Origin of the sequence: Streptomyces sp. NPDC102490 (assembly GCF_044765285.1) — a bacterium.
GTDB lineage: Bacteria > Actinomycetota > Actinomycetes > Streptomycetales > Streptomycetaceae > Streptomyces.
The window spans coordinates 266,498-284,742 of the sequence record NZ_JBIWJU010000005.1; the positions used below are offsets into that span (position 1 = coordinate 266,498).

Annotated in this window: 17 protein-coding genes and 1 tRNA gene; 8 read left to right on the forward strand and 10 right to left on the reverse strand. The window is 72.8% G+C overall.

From position 1 onward, the window contains the following. Window positions 1-42: 42 nt before the first annotated feature. The 4 genes from iolD to iolC are packed head-to-tail and all read right to left on the reverse strand — an operon-like array spanning window position 43 to window position 4,720. Entirely contained in the window at window positions 43-1,917 is a 1,875-nt protein-coding gene (gene iolD, locus ACIRGB_RS12950; protein ID WP_403862685.1) for a 3D-(3,5/4)-trihydroxycyclohexane-1,2-dione acylhydrolase (decyclizing), read from the reverse strand. Then, entirely contained in the window at window positions 1,914-2,807 is an 894-nt protein-coding gene (gene iolB / locus ACIRGB_RS12955) for a 5-deoxy-glucuronate isomerase (protein ID WP_403862688.1), read from the reverse strand. Before iolB ends, iolD begins: the two co-directional genes overlap by 4 nt. Before the next feature lie 40 nt (window positions 2,808-2,847). Beyond that, window positions 2,848-3,744, reverse strand: a complete 897-nt coding sequence (locus tag ACIRGB_RS12960; RefSeq protein WP_403862691.1) for a deoxyribose-phosphate aldolase — start codon at window positions 3,742-3,744, stop codon at window positions 2,848-2,850. Window positions 3,745-3,757: 13 nt separating this feature from the next. Next, the gene (iolC, locus tag ACIRGB_RS12965) at window positions 3,758-4,720 is read right to left on the reverse strand and encodes a 5-dehydro-2-deoxygluconokinase (protein ID WP_403862694.1); all 963 of its coding nucleotides are present in this window, start codon (window positions 4,718-4,720) and stop codon (window positions 3,758-3,760) included. Window positions 4,721-4,958: 238 nt separating this feature from the next. On the opposite strand from iolC, the gene ACIRGB_RS12970 reads away from it, so the two are divergent. The 5 genes from ACIRGB_RS12970 (at window position 4,959) to ACIRGB_RS12990 (ending at window position 9,510) form a co-directional block, all read left to right on the forward strand. Further along, window positions 4,959-5,981, forward strand: a complete 1,023-nt coding sequence (locus tag ACIRGB_RS12970) for a sugar ABC transporter substrate-binding protein (protein WP_403862697.1) — start codon at window positions 4,959-4,961, stop codon at window positions 5,979-5,981. Beyond that, window positions 5,981-7,057 carry an ABC transporter permease gene (locus ACIRGB_RS12975; RefSeq protein WP_403862700.1) on the forward strand — a complete coding sequence of 359 codons (1,077 nt, stop codon included), beginning with the start codon at window positions 5,981-5,983 and terminating at the stop codon, window positions 7,055-7,057. Before ACIRGB_RS12970 ends, ACIRGB_RS12975 begins: the two co-directional genes overlap by 1 nt. 6 nt (window positions 7,058-7,063) lie before the next feature. After that, the gene (locus tag ACIRGB_RS12980) at window positions 7,064-8,077 is read left to right on the forward strand and encodes an ATP-binding cassette domain-containing protein (protein WP_403862703.1); all 1,014 of its coding nucleotides are present in this window, start codon (window positions 7,064-7,066) and stop codon (window positions 8,075-8,077) included. 2 nt (window positions 8,078-8,079) lie between these two features. Then, a complete protein-coding gene (locus tag ACIRGB_RS12985; protein ID WP_403862706.1) occupies window positions 8,080-8,982 on the forward strand; it encodes a sugar phosphate isomerase/epimerase family protein in 903 nt (300 codons plus the stop codon). Window positions 8,983-9,096: 114 nt separating this feature from the next. Beyond that, window positions 9,097-9,510, forward strand: coding sequence for a VOC family protein (locus ACIRGB_RS12990; protein WP_403862709.1), 414 nt, complete (start codon window positions 9,097-9,099; stop codon window positions 9,508-9,510). A gap of 39 nt (window positions 9,511-9,549) precedes the next feature. Here the strand turns inward: ACIRGB_RS12990 and ACIRGB_RS12995 are convergent, their stop codons facing one another. Both ACIRGB_RS12995 and ACIRGB_RS13000 read right to left on the reverse strand, forming a co-directional pair. Continuing rightward, window positions 9,550-10,554, reverse strand: a complete 1,005-nt coding sequence (locus ACIRGB_RS12995; protein ID WP_403862712.1) for a Gfo/Idh/MocA family oxidoreductase — start codon at window positions 10,552-10,554, stop codon at window positions 9,550-9,552. 87 nt (window positions 10,555-10,641) lie between these two features. Further along, on the reverse strand, window positions 10,642-11,805 hold the full coding sequence (locus tag ACIRGB_RS13000; protein WP_403862715.1) for a phytanoyl-CoA dioxygenase family protein: 1,164 nt from the start codon (window positions 11,803-11,805) through the stop codon (window positions 10,642-10,644). Between the two features lie 133 nt (window positions 11,806-11,938). Between ACIRGB_RS13000 and ACIRGB_RS13005 the strand changes: the two genes are divergently transcribed. Next, window positions 11,939-12,985 (forward strand): LacI family DNA-binding transcriptional regulator, encoded by a 1,047-nt coding sequence (locus ACIRGB_RS13005; protein ID WP_403862718.1) that lies wholly within the window; start codon window positions 11,939-11,941, stop codon window positions 12,983-12,985. Window positions 12,986-12,997: 12 nt separating this feature from the next. Here ACIRGB_RS13005 and ACIRGB_RS13010 read toward each other — a convergent pair whose 3' ends face one another. From ACIRGB_RS13010 to ACIRGB_RS13020, 3 genes are all read right to left on the reverse strand, one after another. Beyond that, on the reverse strand, window positions 12,998-14,161 hold the full coding sequence (locus ACIRGB_RS13010; protein ID WP_403862721.1) for a Gfo/Idh/MocA family protein: 1,164 nt from the start codon (window positions 14,159-14,161) through the stop codon (window positions 12,998-13,000). 138 nt (window positions 14,162-14,299) lie between these two features. Continuing rightward, on the reverse strand, window positions 14,300-14,653 hold the full coding sequence (locus ACIRGB_RS13015) for a cupin domain-containing protein (RefSeq protein ID WP_403862724.1): 354 nt from the start codon (window positions 14,651-14,653) through the stop codon (window positions 14,300-14,302). Between the two features lie 255 nt (window positions 14,654-14,908). Further along, on the reverse strand, window positions 14,909-15,886 hold the full coding sequence (locus tag ACIRGB_RS13020; protein ID WP_403862727.1) for a bile acid:sodium symporter family protein: 978 nt from the start codon (window positions 15,884-15,886) through the stop codon (window positions 14,909-14,911). 134 nt (window positions 15,887-16,020) lie between these two features. On the opposite strand from ACIRGB_RS13020, the gene ACIRGB_RS13025 reads away from it, so the two are divergent. Continuing rightward, window positions 16,021-16,094 (forward strand) — tRNA-Pro (locus ACIRGB_RS13025). Window positions 16,095-16,261: 167 nt separating this feature from the next. Next, on the forward strand, window positions 16,262-16,936 hold the full coding sequence (locus ACIRGB_RS13030) for a glutathione S-transferase C-terminal domain-containing protein (RefSeq protein WP_403862730.1): 675 nt from the start codon (window positions 16,262-16,264) through the stop codon (window positions 16,934-16,936). Window positions 16,937-17,097: 161 nt separating this feature from the next. Here the strand turns inward: ACIRGB_RS13030 and ACIRGB_RS13035 are convergent, their stop codons facing one another. Beyond that, entirely contained in the window at window positions 17,098-18,177 is a 1,080-nt protein-coding gene (locus ACIRGB_RS13035; protein WP_403862733.1) for a hypothetical protein, read from the reverse strand. Window positions 18,178-18,245: the final 68 nt, after the last annotated feature.

Genomic DNA, 18,245 nt, shown 5'->3' on the forward strand with positions numbered 1-18,245 from the left:
TCCCTTGCGTAGGGGACGGGCTGTCGGGGGGAGCCGGGAGCGTCAGAGGTGGCGGCGGCGGTCGGCGACCGCGCGTTCGTAGACCGCCCGCGCGTCCGTGGCGGCCTCGCGGGCCGAGACCTCCGCCACCGGCACGTCCCACCACGCCTCGGCCGGGAGGGCGTCCGGCGCGGGCGCCGTCTCGACGTACACGCACGTCGGGCGGGTCGCCGCGCGGGCCGTCGTCAGCGCCTCGCGCAGCTCCCGCACCGTCTTGGCGCGCAGCACGTCCATGCCGAGGCTGGCCGCGTTGGCGGCGAGGTCGACGGGGAGCGGGGCGCCGGTGAAGGAGCCGTCGGCGACGCGGTGGCGGTAGTCGGTGCCGAAGCGCTCGGCACCCACCGACTCGGACAGGCCGCCGATGGACGCGTAGCCGTGGTTCTGCACCAGGACCAGCTTCACCGGCAGGTTCTCCTGGACCGCCGTGACGATCTCGGTGGGGTTCATCAGGTACGTGCCGTCGCCGACCAGGGCCCACACGGGGACGTCGGGCGCGGCCTGCTGGACGCCGAGCGCGGCCGGGATCTCGTAGCCCATGCAGGAGTAGCCGTACTCCAGGTGGTACTGGCGCGGGGAGCGGGCCCGCCACAGCTTGTGCAGGTCACCGGGGAGCGAACCGGCCGCGTTGATCACCACGTCCTCGTCGCCGACGACCGCGTCCAGCGCGCCCAGCACCTGCGTCTGGGTCGGCACCGCGCCGTCGTCCTCGGCGCGGAAGGCCGCCTCGACCCGCTCGTCCCAACGGGCCTTCCCCGTGCGGTACTCGCTCTCGTACGCCGCGTCCACCCGGTGCCCGGCCAGCGCCTCGGTCAGCGCGGCCAGCCCCGAGCGGGCGTCGCACACCAGGGTGGCGGCGGCGAGCTTGTGGGCGTCGAAGGCGGTGATGTTGAGGTTCAGGAAGCGCACGCCGGGGTGCTGGAAGAGGGTGCCGGAGGCCGTGGTGAAGTCCGTGTAGCGGGTGCCGACGCCGATCACCAGGTCCGCGGTGCGGGCCAGCGCGTCGCTCACCGCGGTGCCGGTGTGGCCGATGCCGCCGAGGTCCGCGGGGTGGTCGTGGCGCAGCGCGCCCTTGCCGGCCTGGGTGGAGGCGACCGGGATGCCGGTGGCGTCCACCAGTGTCCGCAGGGCCTGTTCGGCCTCGCTGTGGTGGACGCCGCCGCCCGCGACGATCAGCGGGCGTGCGGCGGCGCGGACCGCCCGGACGGCCTCGGCCAGCTCCGCCGGGTCGGGCGCCGGGCGGCGTACCCGCCAGACGCGGTCGGCGAAGAACTCCTCCGGCCAGTCGTACGCCTGCGCCTGTACGTCCTGGGGCAGCGCGAGGGTGACCGCGCCGGTCTCCGCCGGGTCGCTGAGCACCCGCATCGCCTGGAGCGCGGAGGTGAGGAGCGCCTCGGGGCGGGTGATCCGGTCGAAGTACCGGGACACGGGCCGCAGGGCGTCGTTGACGGACACGTCGGCCTCGACCGGGTGCTCCAGCTGCTGGAGCAGCGGGTCGGCGGCGTGCGAGGCGAAGTAGTCGCCGGGCAGGAGCAGCACCGGCAGGCGGTTGATGGTGGCGAGGGCCGCGCCGGTGACCAGGTTGGTGGCGCCGGGGCCGATGGACGTCGTCACCGCCTGCGCGGACAGCCGATGGAGCTGCCGGGCGTGGCCGACGGCCGCGTGCACCATGGCCTGTTCGTTGCGGCCCTGGTGGTACGGCATCGCCTCGCGGTACTCGACGAGCGCCTGGCCGAGTCCGGCCACGTTGCCGTGGCCGAAGATGCCCCAAGTGCCGGCGATCAGGCGGCGCCGCACGCCGTCGCGTTCGGTGTACTGCGCGGCCAGGAAGCGCACCAGGGCCTGGGCGGTGGTCAGTCGGCGGGTGGCGGCGGCGCTCATGCGGACCTCTCCGGTGCGGTGTAGAGGGGGAGCCGGGGGTCGACCGGCTGCTCGGGCCAGGTGTCGCGGACCCAGGCGTGGTCGGGGTGGTCGCGGATCAGCCAGGCGCGTTCGGCCTCCGGCCCGGCCATGACGTTGAGGTAGTACATGTGGTGGCCGGGGACCGCCATCGACGGCCCGTGCCAGCCGTCGGGGATCAGCACGACGTCCCCGTCGCGGACTTCGGCCAGCACGTCCGTGCCCCGTCCGTGAACGGAGGGGGAGACGCGCTGGTAGCCGAGGCCCGGGGTGCCGTCGTGGTCCGCGAACTCGAAGTAGTAGATCTCCTCCAGCACCGACTCCTCGCCGGGCCGGTGCTCGTCGTGCTTGTGGGGCGGGAAGGAGGACCAGTTGCCGCCCGGGGTGAGCACCTCCACCGCGATCAGCTTGTCGCACTCGAACACCCCCGCCGCGCCGAAGTTGTTGACCTGCCGCGAACAGTTCCCGGTGCCCCGCAGCTCCACCGGCACCGAGGACGCCGGGACGTACCGGGCGGGCAGCCGGCGGGTGCAGCGGGCGCCGGTCAGGGCGAACCGGCCGCCGCCGGTGGACGTGAGGGTCGTGCGGGCGTCGCGCGGCACGTACGCGAAGTCGGTGACACCGCTGAACACGTCGGCGCGGCCGTCGAGTTCGAAGGTGTCATGGCCGAAGTCGTCGGCGGTGGCGACCGTGCAGCCGCCGCTCAGCGGCAGCACGATCCACTCGCTCTCGCCGCTGTCGAAGGTGTGGCCTGCGCCGGGGGCCAGGGTCAGGACCCGCAGGCCGGAGTAGCCCCAGCCCGCGCTCTCGGGCGTCACGGCCACGGCGTACGGGCCGTCCGCCGCCTTGCCCGCCTGAAGGTGATACGTCATCGTCCGCTCCTCCGCCTCTCCTCGCTCACAGCAGTCCTGGTCACAGCAGGCCCACGGCCGTGTCCACGGCCTCTTCCACGCTGCCCCCGGCCGGGTAGAGCAGCGAGCGGCCGACGACCATGCCCTGCACGGTGGGCAGCCGCAGGGCCTTGCGCCAGCGTTCGTAGGCCGCGCTCTGGTCCGCGGGGGAGCCGCCTATGTCGCCGCCGAGCAGGACCGCGGGCAGCGTGGAGGTCTCCAGGACCTCCGCCATGTCGTCCGGGTCGTGGGTGACGGGCAGTTTCAGCCAGGTGTAGGCGGAGGTGCCGCCGAGCCCGGAGGCGATGGCGACGGAGCGGGTGACGGCCTCGGCCGACAGGTCGTTGCGGACCCGGCCGTCGACCCGCCGGGAGATGAACGGCTCGACGAACAGCGGCAGTTCGCGTGCCGCCATGGCGTCGACCGCCCGGGCGCTCGCCTCCAGCGTGGCCAGCGAGCCGGGGTCGTCGTAGTCGATGCGCAGCAGCAGCTTGCCCGCGTCGAAACGCAGCCGGGCGATGTCCTCGGCGCGGTGGCCGGTGAAGCGGTCGTCCATCTCGAAGGCGGCGCCCGCGAGGCCGCCGCGGTTCATCGAACCCATGACGACCTTGTTCTCCAGCACCCCGAGCAGCAGCAGGTCCTCCAGCACGTCCGCGGTGGCGAGCACCCCGTCGACGCCGGGCCGGGACAGCGCGGTGCACAGGCGTTCCAGCAGGTCGGCCCGGTTGGCCATGGCGAGCCTGCGGTCGCCCACGCCGAGCGCGCCGCGCGCCGGATGGTCGGCGGCCACGATCATCAGGCGGCCGGAGTCGCCGATCAGCGGGCGGCGCACCCGGCGGGCCGCGGCCTCGGCGATCGCCTCCGGGTGCCGGGCTCGGACCGCGGTGAGGTCCGGGATGCTGGAGATGCTGGGGGACAAGGCGTTGCTCCGTTCAGGGAGTGGCTCGCGCGAGGAGGTCGTCGACCTCCGCCTCGGTGGGCATCGCGGAGGAACAGGCGAGACGGGAGGCGACCAGGGCGCCGGCCGCGTTGGCGTACCGCATGATCCGCTCCAGCTCCCAGCCGGAGAGGAGACCGTGGCACAGGGCACCGCCGAACGCGTCGCCCGCGCCGAGTCCGTTGACCACCTCGACCGGGACCGGCGGCACCTCGGCCCACCGGCCGTCGCGGTGCACGGCGAGGACGCCCTCGGGGCCCTGCTTGACGACGGCCAGTTCCACCCCGGCCGCCAGCAACGCCTCGGCGCAGGCGCGGGGTTCGCGCACCCCCGTGGCGATCTCGCACTCGTCCAGGTTGCCGACCGCGACGGTCGCGTGCCGGAGCGCCTCGGCGTAGTACGGGCGGGCCTGGTCCGGGTCGGTCCAGAACATGGGGCGCCAGTCCAGGTCGAAGACCGTGGTGCCGGACTTCGCGCGGTGGGCGAGGGCGGCCAGCGTCGCCGTACGGCTCGGCTCCTCGCTCAGCCCGGTGCCGGTCATCCAGAAGATCGAGGCCGCGCGGACCGCGTCCAGGTCCAGCTCCTCCGGGTGGATCTCCAGGTCGGGGGCCTTGGGGCGGCGGTAGAAGTACAGTGGGAAGTCGTCCGGCGGGAAGATCTCGCAGAACGTCACCGGGGTCGGGTACGCGGCGACCGGGGTGACCCACCGGTCGTCGACGCCGAACTCCTTCAGGGCGCCGTGCAGATAGGCGCCGAAGGGGTCGTCGCCGGTGCGGGTGATGACGGCCGCGGCGCGGCCGAGCCGGGCGGCGGCGACCGCCACGTTGGAGGCCGAACCGCCGAGAAACTTGCCGAAGGTCTCAACCTCCGCCAGGGGTACGCCCGTCTGCAAAGGATAGAGATCGACCCCGATGCGGCCCATCGTGATCAGATCGAAACGCGGGACTGACTCGGCCATGTGCGACGCTCCTCAGGCTGGGCGGGGGCCTGCCGCCTCCCAGGTGTATGACTCCTGGACGACGCTGTCAAGACTTTGTACTTACATTCGGACCTGTGAGTGAAAGGATGTCTTGACAAAGTATTGACAGTGGGCGTCTCAAGGACTTGTATCCGGTCCCAGCGCAGCAACAGCCATTCTTCTCGGGTCTGGCACACGGCTTCCCGACGCACAGTCGCACAGTGAGGTGCAGGAAAAGATGGACCGCTCTTCGCACGCCCGCTCCCGCAGATTCGCCCCCGCCGTGGCGCTCGCCGCCGCCGCGGCCCTGACCCTCGCCGGCTGTTCCAGCAGCTCGGGCGGGAAGAAGGCCGACGAGGAGGGCGACTCGGGGGCCTCCGCGGGCAAGGCGAACACCCCCCGCATGACCGTCGCCCTGGTCACCCACCAGGCGCCCGGCGACACCTTCTGGGACATCGTCCGCAAGGGCGCCCAGGCCGCCGCCGACAAGGACAACGTCAAGCTCGTCTACTCCGCCGACCCCAACGCCGGCAACCAGGCCAACCTGGTGCAGAACGCGATCGACCAGAAGGTCGACGGCATCGCCGTCACCCTCGCCAAGCCGGACGCCATGCGGAGCGTCCTCGCCAAGGCGGAGAAGGCCGGCATACCCGTGGTCGGGCTCAACTCCGGTCTGGCGGACTGGAAGAAGCTCGGCCTGATGGAGTTCTTCGGCCAGGACGAGACCGTGGCCGGCGAGGCGCTCGGCAAGCGGCTCAACGAGGACGGGGCCAAGAAGGCCGTCTGCGTCATCCACGAGCAGGGCAACGTCGGTCTGACCCAGCGCTGCGACGGCGTCAAGAAGACCTTCGAGGGGTCGATCGAGAACCTCTACGTCAACGGCACCGACATGCCCTCGGTGAAGTCGACCATCACCGCCAAGCTCAAGCAGGACGGCGACATCGACCACCTCGTCACGCTCGGCGCCCCCTTCGCCATGACCGCCGTGCAGTCGGTGGACGAGTCCGGCGGCAAGGCCAAGGTCGCCACCTTCGACCTCAACAAGGAACTGACCGGCGCCATCGACAAGGGCGACATCGAGTTCGCCGTCGACCAGCAGCCCTACCTTCAGGGCTACCTCGCGGTCGACGGACTGTGGCTCTACAAGAACAACGGCAACTACAGCGGCGGCGGTGAGCAGCCGGTGCTGACCGGCCCGGCCTTCGTCGACAAGTCCAACGTGAAGGCCGTCGCCGAGTTCGCCTCGAAGGGCACCCGGTGATGAGCGTGGCCCGGCAGGCCGAGCCGGCGGTGGCCGCACCGCCGGCCCCCGGCCCCCAGCAGAGCGACGGGCGGACCCGGGAGCGCCCCCTGGCGCTGCGGCTGCTCGCCCGGCCCGAGGTCGGGGTCTTCCTCGGCGCCGTCGCCGTGTTCGTCTTCTTCCTGATCGCCGCGCCCACGCTCCGCGACGGCGGCTCCATGGCGACGGTGCTGTACCAGTCGTCCACCATCGGCATCATGGCGCTGCCGGTCGCCCTGCTGATGATCGGCGGCGAGTTCGACCTGTCGGCCGGTGTCGCCGTGGTCACCTCGGCGCTCACCGCCGGCATGCTCAGCTACCAGCTGACCATGAACGTCTGGATGGGCGTGATCGTCGCCCTGGTGGCCTCGCTCGCCGTCGGCGCCTTCAACGGCTGGGTGCTGATGAAGACCGGCCTGCCGAGCTTCCTGGTGACGCTGGCCACCTTCCTGGTCCTCCAGGGCGTCAACCTCGCCGTCACCAAGCTCGTCACCGGCAACGTCGCCACCGACGACATCAGCGACATGGACGGCTTCGACCAGGCCAAGGCGCTGTTCGCCTCGTCCTTCGACGTCGGCGGCGTCGAGGTGAAGATCACGGTCGTGTGGTGGCTGGTCTTCGCGGCCCTGGCCACCTGGGTCCTGCTGCGCACCAAGTACGGCAACTGGATCTTCGCCGTCGGCGGCAGCCAGGAGTCCGCCCGCGCGGTCGGCGTGCCGGTCACCTTCACCAAGATCACGCTGTTCATGCTGGTCGGCTTCGGCGCCTGGTTCGTCGGCATGCACCAGCTGTTCTCCTTCAACACCGTGCAGTCGGGCGAAGGCGTCGGCCAGGAGCTGATCTACATCGCCGCGGCCGTCATCGGCGGCTGCCTGCTCACCGGCGGCTACGGCTCCGCCATCGGCCCCGTCTTCGGCGCCTTCATGTTCGGCATGGTGAACCAGGGCATCGTCTTCGCGGGCTGGAACCCCGACTGGTTCAAGGCCTTCCTCGGCGTGATGCTCCTCGGCGCCGTCCTCATCAACCTGTACGTCCGCCGCGCCGCGACCCGGAGGTGATCGGAAATGACCAGCGAGACCCCCGCAGCCCCCGGCACCCACGGCGCCGTCCTCCCCGACCCCGCACCCGAGCAGGACCGCCCGCTCGTCGAACTGCGCCGCGCCGGCAAGTCCTACGGCAACATCCGCGCCCTGCACGGAGTCGACCTCACCGTCCACCCCGGCAGGGTGACCTGCGTGCTCGGCGACAACGGCGCCGGCAAGTCCACCCTCATCAAGATCATCTCCGGGCTGCACCAGCACACCGAGGGCGAGTTCCTCGTCGACGGCGACGCCGTGCGCTTCACCACCCCGCGCGACGCCCTCGCCCGCGGCATCGCCACGGTCTACCAGGACCTCGCGACCGTCCCGCTGATGCCGGTGTGGCGCAACTTCTTCCTCGGCTCCGAGATGACCAAGGGCCCCTGGCCCGTGCGCCGCCTCGACATCGCCCGCATGAAGCGGACCGCCGACGAGGAACTGCGGAACATGGGCATCGTCCTGGACGACCTCGAACAGCCCATCGGCACCCTCTCCGGCGGCCAGCGCCAGTGCGTCGCCATCGCCCGCGCCGTCTACTTCGGCGCCCGCGTCCTCATCCTCGACGAGCCCACCGCCGCCCTCGGCGTCAAGCAGTCCGGCGTGGTCCTCAAGTACATCGCCGCCGCCCGCGAACGCGGACTCGGCGTCATCTTCATCACCCACAACCCCCACCACGCCTACATGGTCGGCGACCACTTCAGCGTGCTGCGCCTGGGCACCCTCGAACTGAGCGCCGCCCGCGCCGACATCACCCTCGAAGCACTCACCAACCACATGGCCGGCGGCGCCGAACTCGCCGCCCTCAAGCACGAACTCGCGCAGGTCGGCGGGGTCGACGTGGCGGCGCTGCCCGACGACACGGGCGATGCGGCGAAGGCCGCCGCGCCCGATACTGCCGACAGGAACGACAGGAACGACAGGAACGACAAGAACGACAGGAACGACAAGAACGACAAGAACGACAGCACCGCATCCGGTACCGCCGAAGGGAAGGCCTGAGCATGCCCTCTGCCCTCGACCGCATCCGCGTCGGCTCGGCCCCCGACTCCTGGGGCGTCTGGTTCCCCGACGACCCCCGGCAGGTGCCGTGGGAACGGTTCCTGGACGAGGTCACCGAGGCCGGCTACGACTGGATCGAGCTGGGCCCCTACGGCTACCTCCCCACCGACCCCGCCCGGCTCACCGACGAGGTGACCCGGCGCGGGCTCAGGGTGTCGGCGGGCACCATCTTCTGCGGGCTGCACCGCGGGCCCTCCGAGTGGGACGCCACCTGGGAACAGGTCAGCCGCGTCGCCGCCCTCACCCGGGCCATGGACGCCAAGCACCTCGTCGTCATCCCGTCCTTCTGGCGCGACGACAAGACCGCCGAGATCCTGGAGCCGCCGGAGCTGACCGGCGAGCAGTGGGGCCACCTCACCCGCGGCATGGAGCGCCTCGGCCGCGAGGTGCGGGAGACCTACGGCCTGGACATCGTCGTCCACCCGCACGCCGACACCCACATCGACACCGAGGAGCACGTCGCGCGCTTCCTCGACGCCACCGACTCCGACCTGGTGAACCTCTGCCTGGACACCGGCCACTACGCCTACTGCGGCGGCGACAGCGTCAAGCTGATCGAGACCTACGGCGAGCGCATCGGCTACCTGCACCTCAAGCAGGTCGACCCGGAGATCCTCGCCGGGGTGCGCGAGGGCGGGGTGCCGTTCGGCCCGGCCGTGCAGCGCGGCGTGATGTGCGAGCCGCCGGGCGGCGTGCCCGAGCTGGGCCCGGTGCTCACGGCGGCCCAGGAACTCGGCGTCGACCTGTTCGCCATCGTCGAGCAGGACATGTACCCCTGCGAGCCGGACAAGCCGCTGCCCATCGCGGTGCGCACCCGGAAGTTCCTGCGCTCCTGCGGCGCCTGAGACCGGCGGCGCCGGCGGGGGAGCGTCCCGCCGGTGCGCCGTTCGGCGGGCCGATGCCGGTGCCGCGCGCTAGCGTGCGCAGCACTGACCCTCGTCCCGTTCCGGGAGGCACCCGTGTCCTCGCGTCTCAACCCGTACCTCAGCTTCGACGGCGACGCCCGACAGGCGATGGAGTTCTACGAGGAGGTGTTCGGCGGCACGCTGGCGCTGAACACCTTCGGCGAGTCCGGCATGCCGGACCCCGCGTACGCCGACAAGATCATGCACGCCATGCTGGAAACCCCGAGCGGCTTCACCCTGATGGCCTCCGACACCCCGCCCGGAATGGAGTACCGGCCGGGCAGCAACTTCTCGGTGAGCCTCAGCGGTGACGACGCGACCGAGCTGCGCGGCTACTGGGAGAAGCTGTCCGCCGGCGGTTCCGTCGCCGTGCCCCTGGAGAAGCAGATGTGGGGCGACGTCTTCGGCATGTGCACGGACCGCTTCGGCGTCCCCTGGATGGTGGACATCAGCGAGCCGGCGAGCTGACCGGGCAGCCCGCCGGACCGTGGGCCCGATAGGCCCCGCTCAGCCCCGCCGCACCTCCGCGATCGTCACCGGCCGGTGCTCGTGCAGCGACAGGGTGCACGCCTCGGCGATCCAGCCCGCCTCCAGCGCGTCCTCGATCGTGCAGGGCGAGGTGCGGGTACCGGCGACGACCTCGGTGAACGCGGTCAGCTCGGCGCGGTAGGCGGCGGCGAAGCGGTCCATGAAGAAGTCGTGGGGCGTACCGGCCGGGAAGGTCGCGCCCGGCTCGACCGACCGCAGCGGCAGCCGGTCCTCCAGTCCGACGGCGATCGAGTCGTCGAAGCCGTGGATCTCCATCCGGACGTCGTGACCGCGGCCGTTGTGGCGGCTGTTGGAGACCACGGCGAGGGTGCCGTCGTCCAGGGTGAGGACCGCGCCGGTGGTGTCCGCGTCGCCCGCCTCCCTGATGTAGCCGGCGCCGCGGTTGCCGCCGACGGCGTACACCTCGCTCACCTCCCGCCCGGTCACCCAGCGGATGATGTCGAAGTCGTGCACCGAGCAGTCCCGGAAGATGCCCCCGGAGGCGGCGACGTACGCGGCGGGCGGCGGCGCCGGGTCCAGCGTGGTCGACCGTACGGTGTGCAGCGTGCCCAGCTCCCCGCTGCGCACGGCGGCCCGGGCGGCGGCGAATCCGGCGTCGAAGCGGCGGTTGTAGCCGATCTGGACCGGCACGTCGCGGCCCGCGATCGCCTTGAGCACCTCGACGCCCTCGGCCATGGTGCGGGCGACGGGCTTCTCGCAGAAGACGGGCACCCCGGCGTCGACGGCGGCCAGGATCAGGTCCGGGTGGGCGTCGGTCGCCGCCGCGATCACCACACCGTCCACACCGGCGGCCAGCACCGCCTCGGGCGAGGCCGCGACCTCGGCGCCGAAGCGCGCGGCGGCGGCCTTCGCGGCGTCCGCGAACGGGTCGGCGACGACGAGCGAGCCGACGGCGTCGAGTCCGGCGAGGGTCTCGGCGTGGAAGGCGCCGATGCGGCCGAGGCCGAGGATTCCGATACGCATGTGCTGTGCTGCTCCTTGCTCGGGGTGCGGGGGGGTGCGGGGGGTGCGGGGTGTCCGTGCCGGGGCCGGCGCCCCGTGCGCCCCCGTTCACCGGCTCTCTCGTCGTGCCCGGGCCGCCCGCAGCTCCGCGCGCAGCGCCTGCGGTGTCCACTCCGCGCGCAGTGCCCGCCGCACGAGGTCCGCCTGGGAGGGCGGGGCCAGGCCGTCGACCGGCGGGTCGCGGTCGAGGTCGGTGGGGAAGGGGTACCCCTCCGCGCTCGCGGCGACCACCTGCTCCAGCCACCGTTCGTCCACGCCCTCGGCCTTGCGCCGCAGCAGCACCGGGTAGACGGCGTCCACCACCGCCTCCCGGTCCACGCTCTCCATGGCCCGGCCGAACGCGGAGGAGATCTGGAGCAGGTTGGCCATGCGGCGGATGTCCGCGGAGCGGTTGGCGCCGGCCGCGTGGAACAGCGCGGGGTTGAAGAACACCGCGTCGCCCTTGGCCAGCGGCAGCTGCACGTGGTGCGCCTCGAAGTAGGCCCGGAACTCCGGCAGCCGCCAGGCCAGGTAGCCCGGCTCGTACTTCTGGGAGTGCGGCAGGTACATCGTGGGGCCCGACTCCACCGGCATGTCGCAGTGCGCGACCGCGCCCTGGAGCGTCAGCACCGGGGAGAGGCGGTGCACGTGCGCCGGGTACGCGGCGGCGGCCTCGCCCGAGAGGAAGCCCAGGTGGTAGTCGCGGTGCACGGTCTGGGCGGCGCCGCCCGGGTTGACCACGTTGATCTGCGAGGTGACCTGGTAGCCGGGGCCGAGCCAGGCGCGGGCGACCAGGGCCAGCGCGTCGTCGGCGTAGTACTCGGCGAACACCTCCGGGTCGCGCAGGGCCGCCTTCTCCAGGGCGTTCCACACCCGGTCGTTGGCCCCGGGCGCGGCGAAGTGGTCGCCGGGAGCGGTCCCCGCGGCGCGCTGCTCCGAGATCAGCGCGTCGAACACGGCGGTGGCCCGGTCGACCACCGCCGGGTCCGGGAAGGCGCGCTCGATGACGACGATGCCGGGGCCCTCGGCGAGGGCGTGGACGAGTTCGGCCGCCGTCTCCGGGTCGTCGCGCAGTTCACCGGCGTCGTACACGGGGACGTTCCGCTCCACGGCGGCGGCCCGCGGGTACGCGGCGGGGTCGGTCGACTGCTCGACGAGCGCGCGGAAGGCGCCGAGATCGCAGTCCTGTGCGGACAGCCGGGCGCGGTGGGCGGGGACGGGGGCTGCGGGCATCGTCGTCCTTTCGCTGACAGGGGCGACGCGGTGCTGTCATTCTTGTCCTGACAAACGTGTCGAACAACCAGCAGGCGGCCATCAAAAACCCCTCAGGGACCGCCGTGCGGACGGAGCCGAGGAGCCGGTCAACATGGGGCACCCCTTCCCGATCCGGGAGATCGCACGGCAGGCGGGCCTGAGCGAGGCCACCGTCGACCGGGTGCTCAACGGCCGCGGCGGCGTGCGTGAGAGCACCGCGTACGAGGTGCGCCGGGCCATCGCCGACCTGGACCGCCAGCGCACCCAGGTCCGGCTGGTCGGCCGCACGTTCATGTGCGACATCGTGATGCAGGCGCCGGAGCGCTTCTCCACCGCCGTGCGGGCCGCGCTGGAGGCCGAACTGCCCGCCCTGCACCCCGCCGTGGTGCGCTGCCGCTTCCACTTCCGCGAGACCGGCCCGGCCGGGGAACTGACCGGCACCCTGGACCGGATCGCCCGGCGCGGCTCCCAGGGCGTGATCCTCAAGGCCCCGGACGTCCCCGAGGTCACCGCCGCGGTGAGCCGGCTGACCGCCGCGGGCGTCCCCGTCGTCACCCTGGCGACGGACCTGCCGGCCAGCCCCCGGGTGGCCTACGTCGGCATCGACGACCGGGCGGCCGGCGCGACCGCCGCCTACCTCATGGGCCAGTGGCTCGGCGACCGCCCCGGCAACGTCCTCACCAGCCTCAGCAGCGGCTTCTTCCGCAACGAGGAGGAGCGCGAGATGGGCTTCCGCGGCGTCATGCGGGCCCGGCACCCCGAGCGTGCCCTCGTCGAGATCGCCGAGGGGCAGGGGCTGGACGCCACCCAGTACGACCTGGTGCGGGCCGCGCTGGAACGCGACCCGGAGATCCGGGCGGTCTACTCGATGGGCGGCGGCAACATCGCCACCCTTCGCGCCTTCGCGGACCTCGGCCGCCCCTGCGAGGTGTTCGTCGCCCACGACCTCGACCAGGACAACACCCGGCTGCTGCGCGAGGGACGCCTGTCCGTCGTCCTCCACCACGACCTGCGCCAGGACCTGCGCGAGGCCTGCCGCCACGTGATGCGGGCCCACGGCGCCCTGCCGTCCGCCGGTCCGGCGCGGCCGTCGGCGATCCAGGTCGTCACACCGCACAACATGCCGCCCGACACGCCCTTCGACCCGGCGACCGGGTGACGCGCGGCGCCGTCACCCGGACGTCTCGGGGCTGACCCAGGTGCCGCGCTCCGCCGACCGCGCCATGGCCTCCAGCACGGCCGCGCTGTGCACGGCGTCCGCCAGGGTGGCGCCGTACGGCGTGCCCTCCGCGATCGAGCGCAGGAAGCGGTGGGCCTCGACCACCTTCAGGTCGTCGTACCCCATGGCGTTCGCGGCCCCCGGCTGGAAGGCGGCGAACTCGCCGTGCCCGGGGCCGACGTACACGGTGCCGACCGGCTGGTCCTGGTACGCGGTGCCGCGGCTGACGCCCAGTTCGTTCATGCGGCGGAAGTCCCAGAACACCGCGCCCCTGGTGCCGTGCACCTCGAAGCCGTAGTTGTTCTGCTCGCCGACGGAGACCCGGCAGGCCTCCAGGACACCGCGGGCGCCGGAGGCGAAGCGCAGCAGGCAGTTGACGTAGTCCTCGTTCTCGACCGGCCCCAACTCGCCGCCCGCGGCCCGCGCGTGACCGGCGGTGGCGGCGGCGGGACGGGCCCGCTCCGGCAGGAAGACCGCCGTGTCGGCGGTCAGCGACGCGATGTCGCCGAGCAGGAACCGGGCCAGGTCCGCGCCGTGCGAGGCCAGGTCGCCGAGCACTCCGCTGCCGCCGCGCTCCCGCTCGTAGCGCCAGGTCAGCGCGCCTTCCGGGTGCGCCGCGTAGTCGCTGAAGAGGCGGATGCGGGCATGGGTGACGCTGCCGATCTCGCCGGCCGCGATCAGGTCGCGGGCGGTCTCCACGGCGGGGGCGTTGCGGTAGTTGAAGCCGACCGCGCCCTGCACACCGGCCTCGGCCACCGCGTCCGCCACCGCCCGCGCGTCGTCGGCGGACAGGCCGACCGGCTTCTCCACCCAGATGTGCTTGCCGGCCGCGGCCATCGCGACGGCGATCTCGCGGTGCAGGAAGTTGGGGGCCGTGATGCTGACCGCGCGCACCCGCGGGTCCGCCGCCACCTCGCGCCAGTCGCGGGTCGTCGAGGCGAACCCGAACTGCGCGGCGGCCTCCTCGGCCCGCCCCGGCACCTCCTCGGCGACCGTCACCAACTCCGGGCGCAGCGCGAGGTGCGGATAGTGGTGGCGGACCCGGGCGTACGCCTGGGTGTGCACCCGGCCCATCCAGCCGAAACCGACGACGGCGACACCGAGTGCCTCGACCATGAGCGCCCCTCTTCGGACCTGTCCGTGAACTGTCTTCGTGTTCTGTCTGCGTGATCTGTCCGAGGCCACCCTGGGCGGGCGTCGGCATCATGTCAACCTTTTGACAGGACAAAGCCGGAAGACCCGGGACGACCGGCCTCAGGGCCGGCCGAGGTCGATCGCGTACGCCTTGCGCAGCGTCTCGTGCACCGTCCACGTCGTACGGTCGCCCTCGCGCAGTACGGCCAGGTCGCCCGGCCCGACCGTGAGCGTCGGACCGCCCGCCACCTCGATGGTGGCCGAGCCGCTGAGCACGATGAACATCTCGTCCGCCTCGGTGTCGGTGACCACGCCCGGGGTGATCTGCCAGATGCCGCGCACCCGGCGCCCGTCCGGCGACTCCCAGACCACCTTGCCGGTCACCTCGGGGGTGCCGGACACGATCTGGGCGGGGTCGAGCGGCTCGGGTTCGAGCTCGGCGTCGGGGACGTGGACAACGAAGCTGTGGGTCATGCCGCGACGTTAACCAGGGCCCGCGGGGCGCCGGGGGAGACAGGGTGTGGGGCGTCCGGCCCGCCGGGCGGACACTTCGTCGCGGCCACGCGGGGGCCCACGGCGCGCGGCGGGCCGGATGCTCGGCACAGCGGCCCTGCGCACGACAGCCGGCCCGACCGGCCGCGCGGGGGGCGCGACCAGCCACAACGCACCCGCAGCCGGCCACCGCCCTGGGCGAAACGGCGCTCCCCGCTCAGCCGACCGCAGGTCGTATCACCGCCCCCGGCGCGACATCCACGCGGCGACCACCGCACCGGACACGTTGTGCCAGACGGAGAACACCGCCGCCGGCAACGCGGCCAGCGGGCTGAAGTGGGCGGTGGCCAGCGACGCGGCGAGGCCGGAGTTCTGCATGCCGACCTCGAAGGCCATGGCGCGGCTGCCGGGCTCGCCCAGCCGCCCGAGGCGTCCCGCGCCGTAGCCGAGGGCCAGACCCAGCCCGTTGTGCAGTACGACGGCGACGAACACCAGCCCCGCGGCCGACTTGATGGCGTCCGCGCTGCCCGCCACGACGACCGCCACGATCACGGAGATCGTCAGCGCGGACAGCCAGGGCAGCGCCGGCAGCGCCCGCCGCACGTACCGCCCCGCGAGCAGCCGTACGACGACGCCCGCGAGGACCGGCAGCAGCACCGTCTTGAGGATGTCGGTGACCATGGACCCGGCGTCCACCGGGAGGTACTCGCCGGCCAGCAGCAGCGTCAGCGGCGGGGTGACCAGCGGGGCGACCAGCGTGGACACGGTCGCCACCGAGACGGACAGGGCGACGTCGCCGCGGGCCAGGTAGGTCACCACGTTGGAGGCCGTACCGCTGGGCGCGCAGCCCACCAGGATGACACCGGCGGCGAGCTGCGGCGGCAGGTCGAGCAGGTGGGCGATGGCCCAGCCGAGCCCCGGCATGATGACGTAGTGCGCGACGAGCCCGAGCGCCACCGCCCAGGGGCGCTTCACGACTCCGCGGAAGTCCTCCGGGGTCATGGTGATGCCCATGCAGAACATCACGACACCCAGCAGGTACGGCACCGCCTCGCCCCACCCGGTGAAACTCCCGGGGAGCAGCAGGCCGAGGGCGCCGGCCAGGAGGACGAGGAGCGGGAAGACGGTCACGGCGCGCCGCGCGGAGCGGTCGCCGGTGGCGTCGTCATCCAGGTGTTCGTCGCGTTCGGTCTTTGCGGTTCTTTCGGTACGCACCGTGCGAGACAACGCCTGGTGGGTGACGTGACGCAACGGCGTCTCGCAATGTGATCATCCCTCCGGCCCTCCGTCCCACCGCGCGGATGGGGTAGGCTTGACCAGCGCGATCACGGAAAACGCGGATGGCGCACCGGGACGTGGCGCAGCTTGGTAGCGCACTTGACTGGGGGTCAAGGGGTCGCAGGTTCAAATCCTGTCGTCCCGACGGTGGTGAAGGGTCTTCGCGGGCGAAAGCTCGCGGGGGCCCTTTTGTCGTGGTGCCCCGTCCCGGCGGTTTCTTGGTGGGCGGACACCCTCTTGACGCGTCCTCGGCACCGGTCGACACTTCCCCAGTAATCCTAGTGATTAGGTAGGGAAACTCCGGGGAGAATCATGACCGTCACACCGCTCGTCCCTGCCCCCGCCTTCCGCGGCCGGATCGGCCGCGACCCGAACAGCGGCCACTACGCCGTGCCGCGCCGCTACCGCCTCCACCTCGCGCCCGGTCACGACGCCTGTCTCGGCATCGCCGTCGTGCACCGCCTCCTCGGCCTGGACGAGATCTGTCCGGTGACCCTCCTGCCCCCGCGCCCCGACTGTCCCGACGGCGGATACGCCGCCCTGCGGCCGCTGTACGAGGCGAGCGCCCACCACTACCGGGGCCCGGCCGTCGCGCCGGTGCTCAGCGACGGCTGGTCGGGCCGGATCGTGAGCACGCACGCGCGCGACATCATGCGCGACCTCGCCCGGTCCTTCACCCCCGCCGCCGGTCCGGTGCTGTATCCCCGCGGCGCGGAGGCGGAGATCGCCGCCGTGGAGGAGCTGTGTGCCCGGGCCGCCGACCCCGCGGCGCTGCCCGGCGTGCTGGACCTGCTGGAACGGCGTCTGACCGCGCACTCCCACGTGGTGGGCGACCGGCTCACCGCCGCCGACGTCGAGGTGTGGGCGGCCCTCGTCCGGCGCGACACCCCGCGGCGCGCGCACGATTACCCCGCCCTGTGGTCCCACCTCCGGCGCCTGACCGCCCACCCGGCCTTCGGCCACCCCCTCGCGGGCGGTGCCGGCTGACGCGACGGAACGTCGGGAAGTCGCCGTGTCCGCCGCCCCCCAGCGGCGGACACGGCGTGTGCCGCGGCGCGCGTCGCCCTCCCCCGAAGGCGGCGCGCGCCGCGGCCGGCCCCCGGCGCCGGTCCGTGGCCACGGCGCCCGGGTGCTCGTGAGCCGCGCGGTCACCAGTACATGACCGCCGTCTCGCCCGCACCCCACGAGGAGTACAGACGCACCCGGACGACATAGCGGCGGCCCTTGACGAAACGGGCCCTGATCGTGGCGTTGCGGGGCGTTCCCCCGTCGTCCTGTCCGGCGAAGTAGCGGGGCACGCCGTCCCGCTCCTCGAACACGACGACGACGGCGTCGCTGTCACCGAAGGTGCCCACGGTGTACTCGCGGGTCTCCGGCGGGTCCACGCGGAAGTCGGCCTGCTCGCCGGGCCCGAGACCCAACGGCACCGAACGGAACGGCACCAGCGGACCGGGCCGGCCGGTGGGCGGGTACCAGCGCAGGGCGAACTCCTTGTCGGCGGCGGAGAGGGTACCGGGCGGGTGCAGGCCGGAGCGGTAGTGCTCGGGCTCCAGGATCAGCCCCGAGGGGAACGGGTACTCCATGATCGACTGCGGGTCCCAGACCGGGCCGTTGGCCTCGTCGTCGTCCAGCGTGCGCAGGATGTTGTGGAAGGTCCGCTCCCGGCTCCAGTGGTTGGGCGGGCCCGCCAGCTCGGCGTAGACGGCCTCGTCGTCCCAGAGGATGCCCGCGAAGGGGCTCTGGTGCTCGTGCAGCATGCCGAGCGCGTGCCCGATCTGGTGCAGGGCGGTCGCCCGCTCACCCGGTGCGGTCAGGTCCCAGCCGAAGTTCATCGTACGGTCGTTGAGACCGACCCCCAGCGCGTCCTTGCCCACCGCGGACCAGGACCCGTCGCCGGGCTGGAAGCCGATGCGCAGCTCCGCCTCCGACCGGTCGCGGACCTCTTCGAGGACGAGCCCGATACCGAGGTCCCGCCACTCCCGGAAGCAGTCGCGCACCACGTCCCGCTGCTCCTCGGTCCCCACCCACGACCCCCGGCGGGGCCGCCCGGTGCCCGGCATCGGGACCACCGAGGTGTCGGTGTCGCCCCCGAGGAAGCAGTAGTGCAGCACGGTTCCGTTGACCCACATCCGCTGCCCGCCGACGAGCGCGGCGACACGCTCGACCGCCAGCCCCGGTGGGAGCACGGGGGCGGGCTGCTGCGCGAGCGAGCAGTAGCGTGCGGTCATGGTGATCAGGGTGCCGTCCGGACCGGCCCCGGCGCCTGAGTCGGGGGGTACTCAACTCCCCCTGTATC

What these genes read in the sequence shown, in the direction of transcription:
- ACIRGB_RS13010 (WP_403862721.1), bottom strand. Translation starts at nt 14,161, where the DNA reads ATGGTCGAGGCACTCGGTGTCGCCGTCGTCGGTTTCGGCTGGATGGGC.
- ACIRGB_RS13000 (WP_403862715.1), bottom strand. Translation starts at nt 11,805, where the DNA reads ATGCCCGCAGCCCCCGTCCCCGCCCACCGCGCCCGGCTGTCCGCACAG.
- ACIRGB_RS12995 (WP_403862712.1), bottom strand. Translation starts at nt 10,554, where the DNA reads ATGCGTATCGGAATCCTCGGCCTCGGCCGCATCGGCGCCTTCCACGCC.
- ACIRGB_RS12970 (WP_403862697.1), top strand. Translation starts at nt 4,959, where the DNA reads ATGGACCGCTCTTCGCACGCCCGCTCCCGCAGATTCGCCCCCGCCGTG.
- iolC (WP_403862694.1), bottom strand. Translation starts at nt 4,720, where the DNA reads ATGGCCGAGTCAGTCCCGCGTTTCGATCTGATCACGATGGGCCGCATC.
- iolD (WP_403862685.1), bottom strand. Translation starts at nt 1,917, where the DNA reads ATGAGCGCCGCCGCCACCCGCCGACTGACCACCGCCCAGGCCCTGGTG.
- ACIRGB_RS13030 (WP_403862730.1), top strand. Translation starts at nt 16,262, where the DNA reads ATGACCGTCACACCGCTCGTCCCTGCCCCCGCCTTCCGCGGCCGGATC.
- ACIRGB_RS13005 (WP_403862718.1), top strand. Translation starts at nt 11,939, where the DNA reads ATGGGGCACCCCTTCCCGATCCGGGAGATCGCACGGCAGGCGGGCCTG.
- ACIRGB_RS12985 (WP_403862706.1), top strand. Translation starts at nt 8,080, where the DNA reads ATGCCCTCTGCCCTCGACCGCATCCGCGTCGGCTCGGCCCCCGACTCC.
- ACIRGB_RS12980 (WP_403862703.1), top strand. Translation starts at nt 7,064, where the DNA reads ATGACCAGCGAGACCCCCGCAGCCCCCGGCACCCACGGCGCCGTCCTC.
- ACIRGB_RS13015 (WP_403862724.1), bottom strand. Translation starts at nt 14,653, where the DNA reads ATGACCCACAGCTTCGTTGTCCACGTCCCCGACGCCGAGCTCGAACCC.
- ACIRGB_RS12975 (WP_403862700.1), top strand. Translation starts at nt 5,981, where the DNA reads ATGAGCGTGGCCCGGCAGGCCGAGCCGGCGGTGGCCGCACCGCCGGCC.
- iolB (WP_403862688.1), bottom strand. Translation starts at nt 2,807, where the DNA reads ATGACGTATCACCTTCAGGCGGGCAAGGCGGCGGACGGCCCGTACGCC.
- ACIRGB_RS13035 (WP_403862733.1), bottom strand. Translation starts at nt 18,177, where the DNA reads ATGACCGCACGCTACTGCTCGCTCGCGCAGCAGCCCGCCCCCGTGCTC.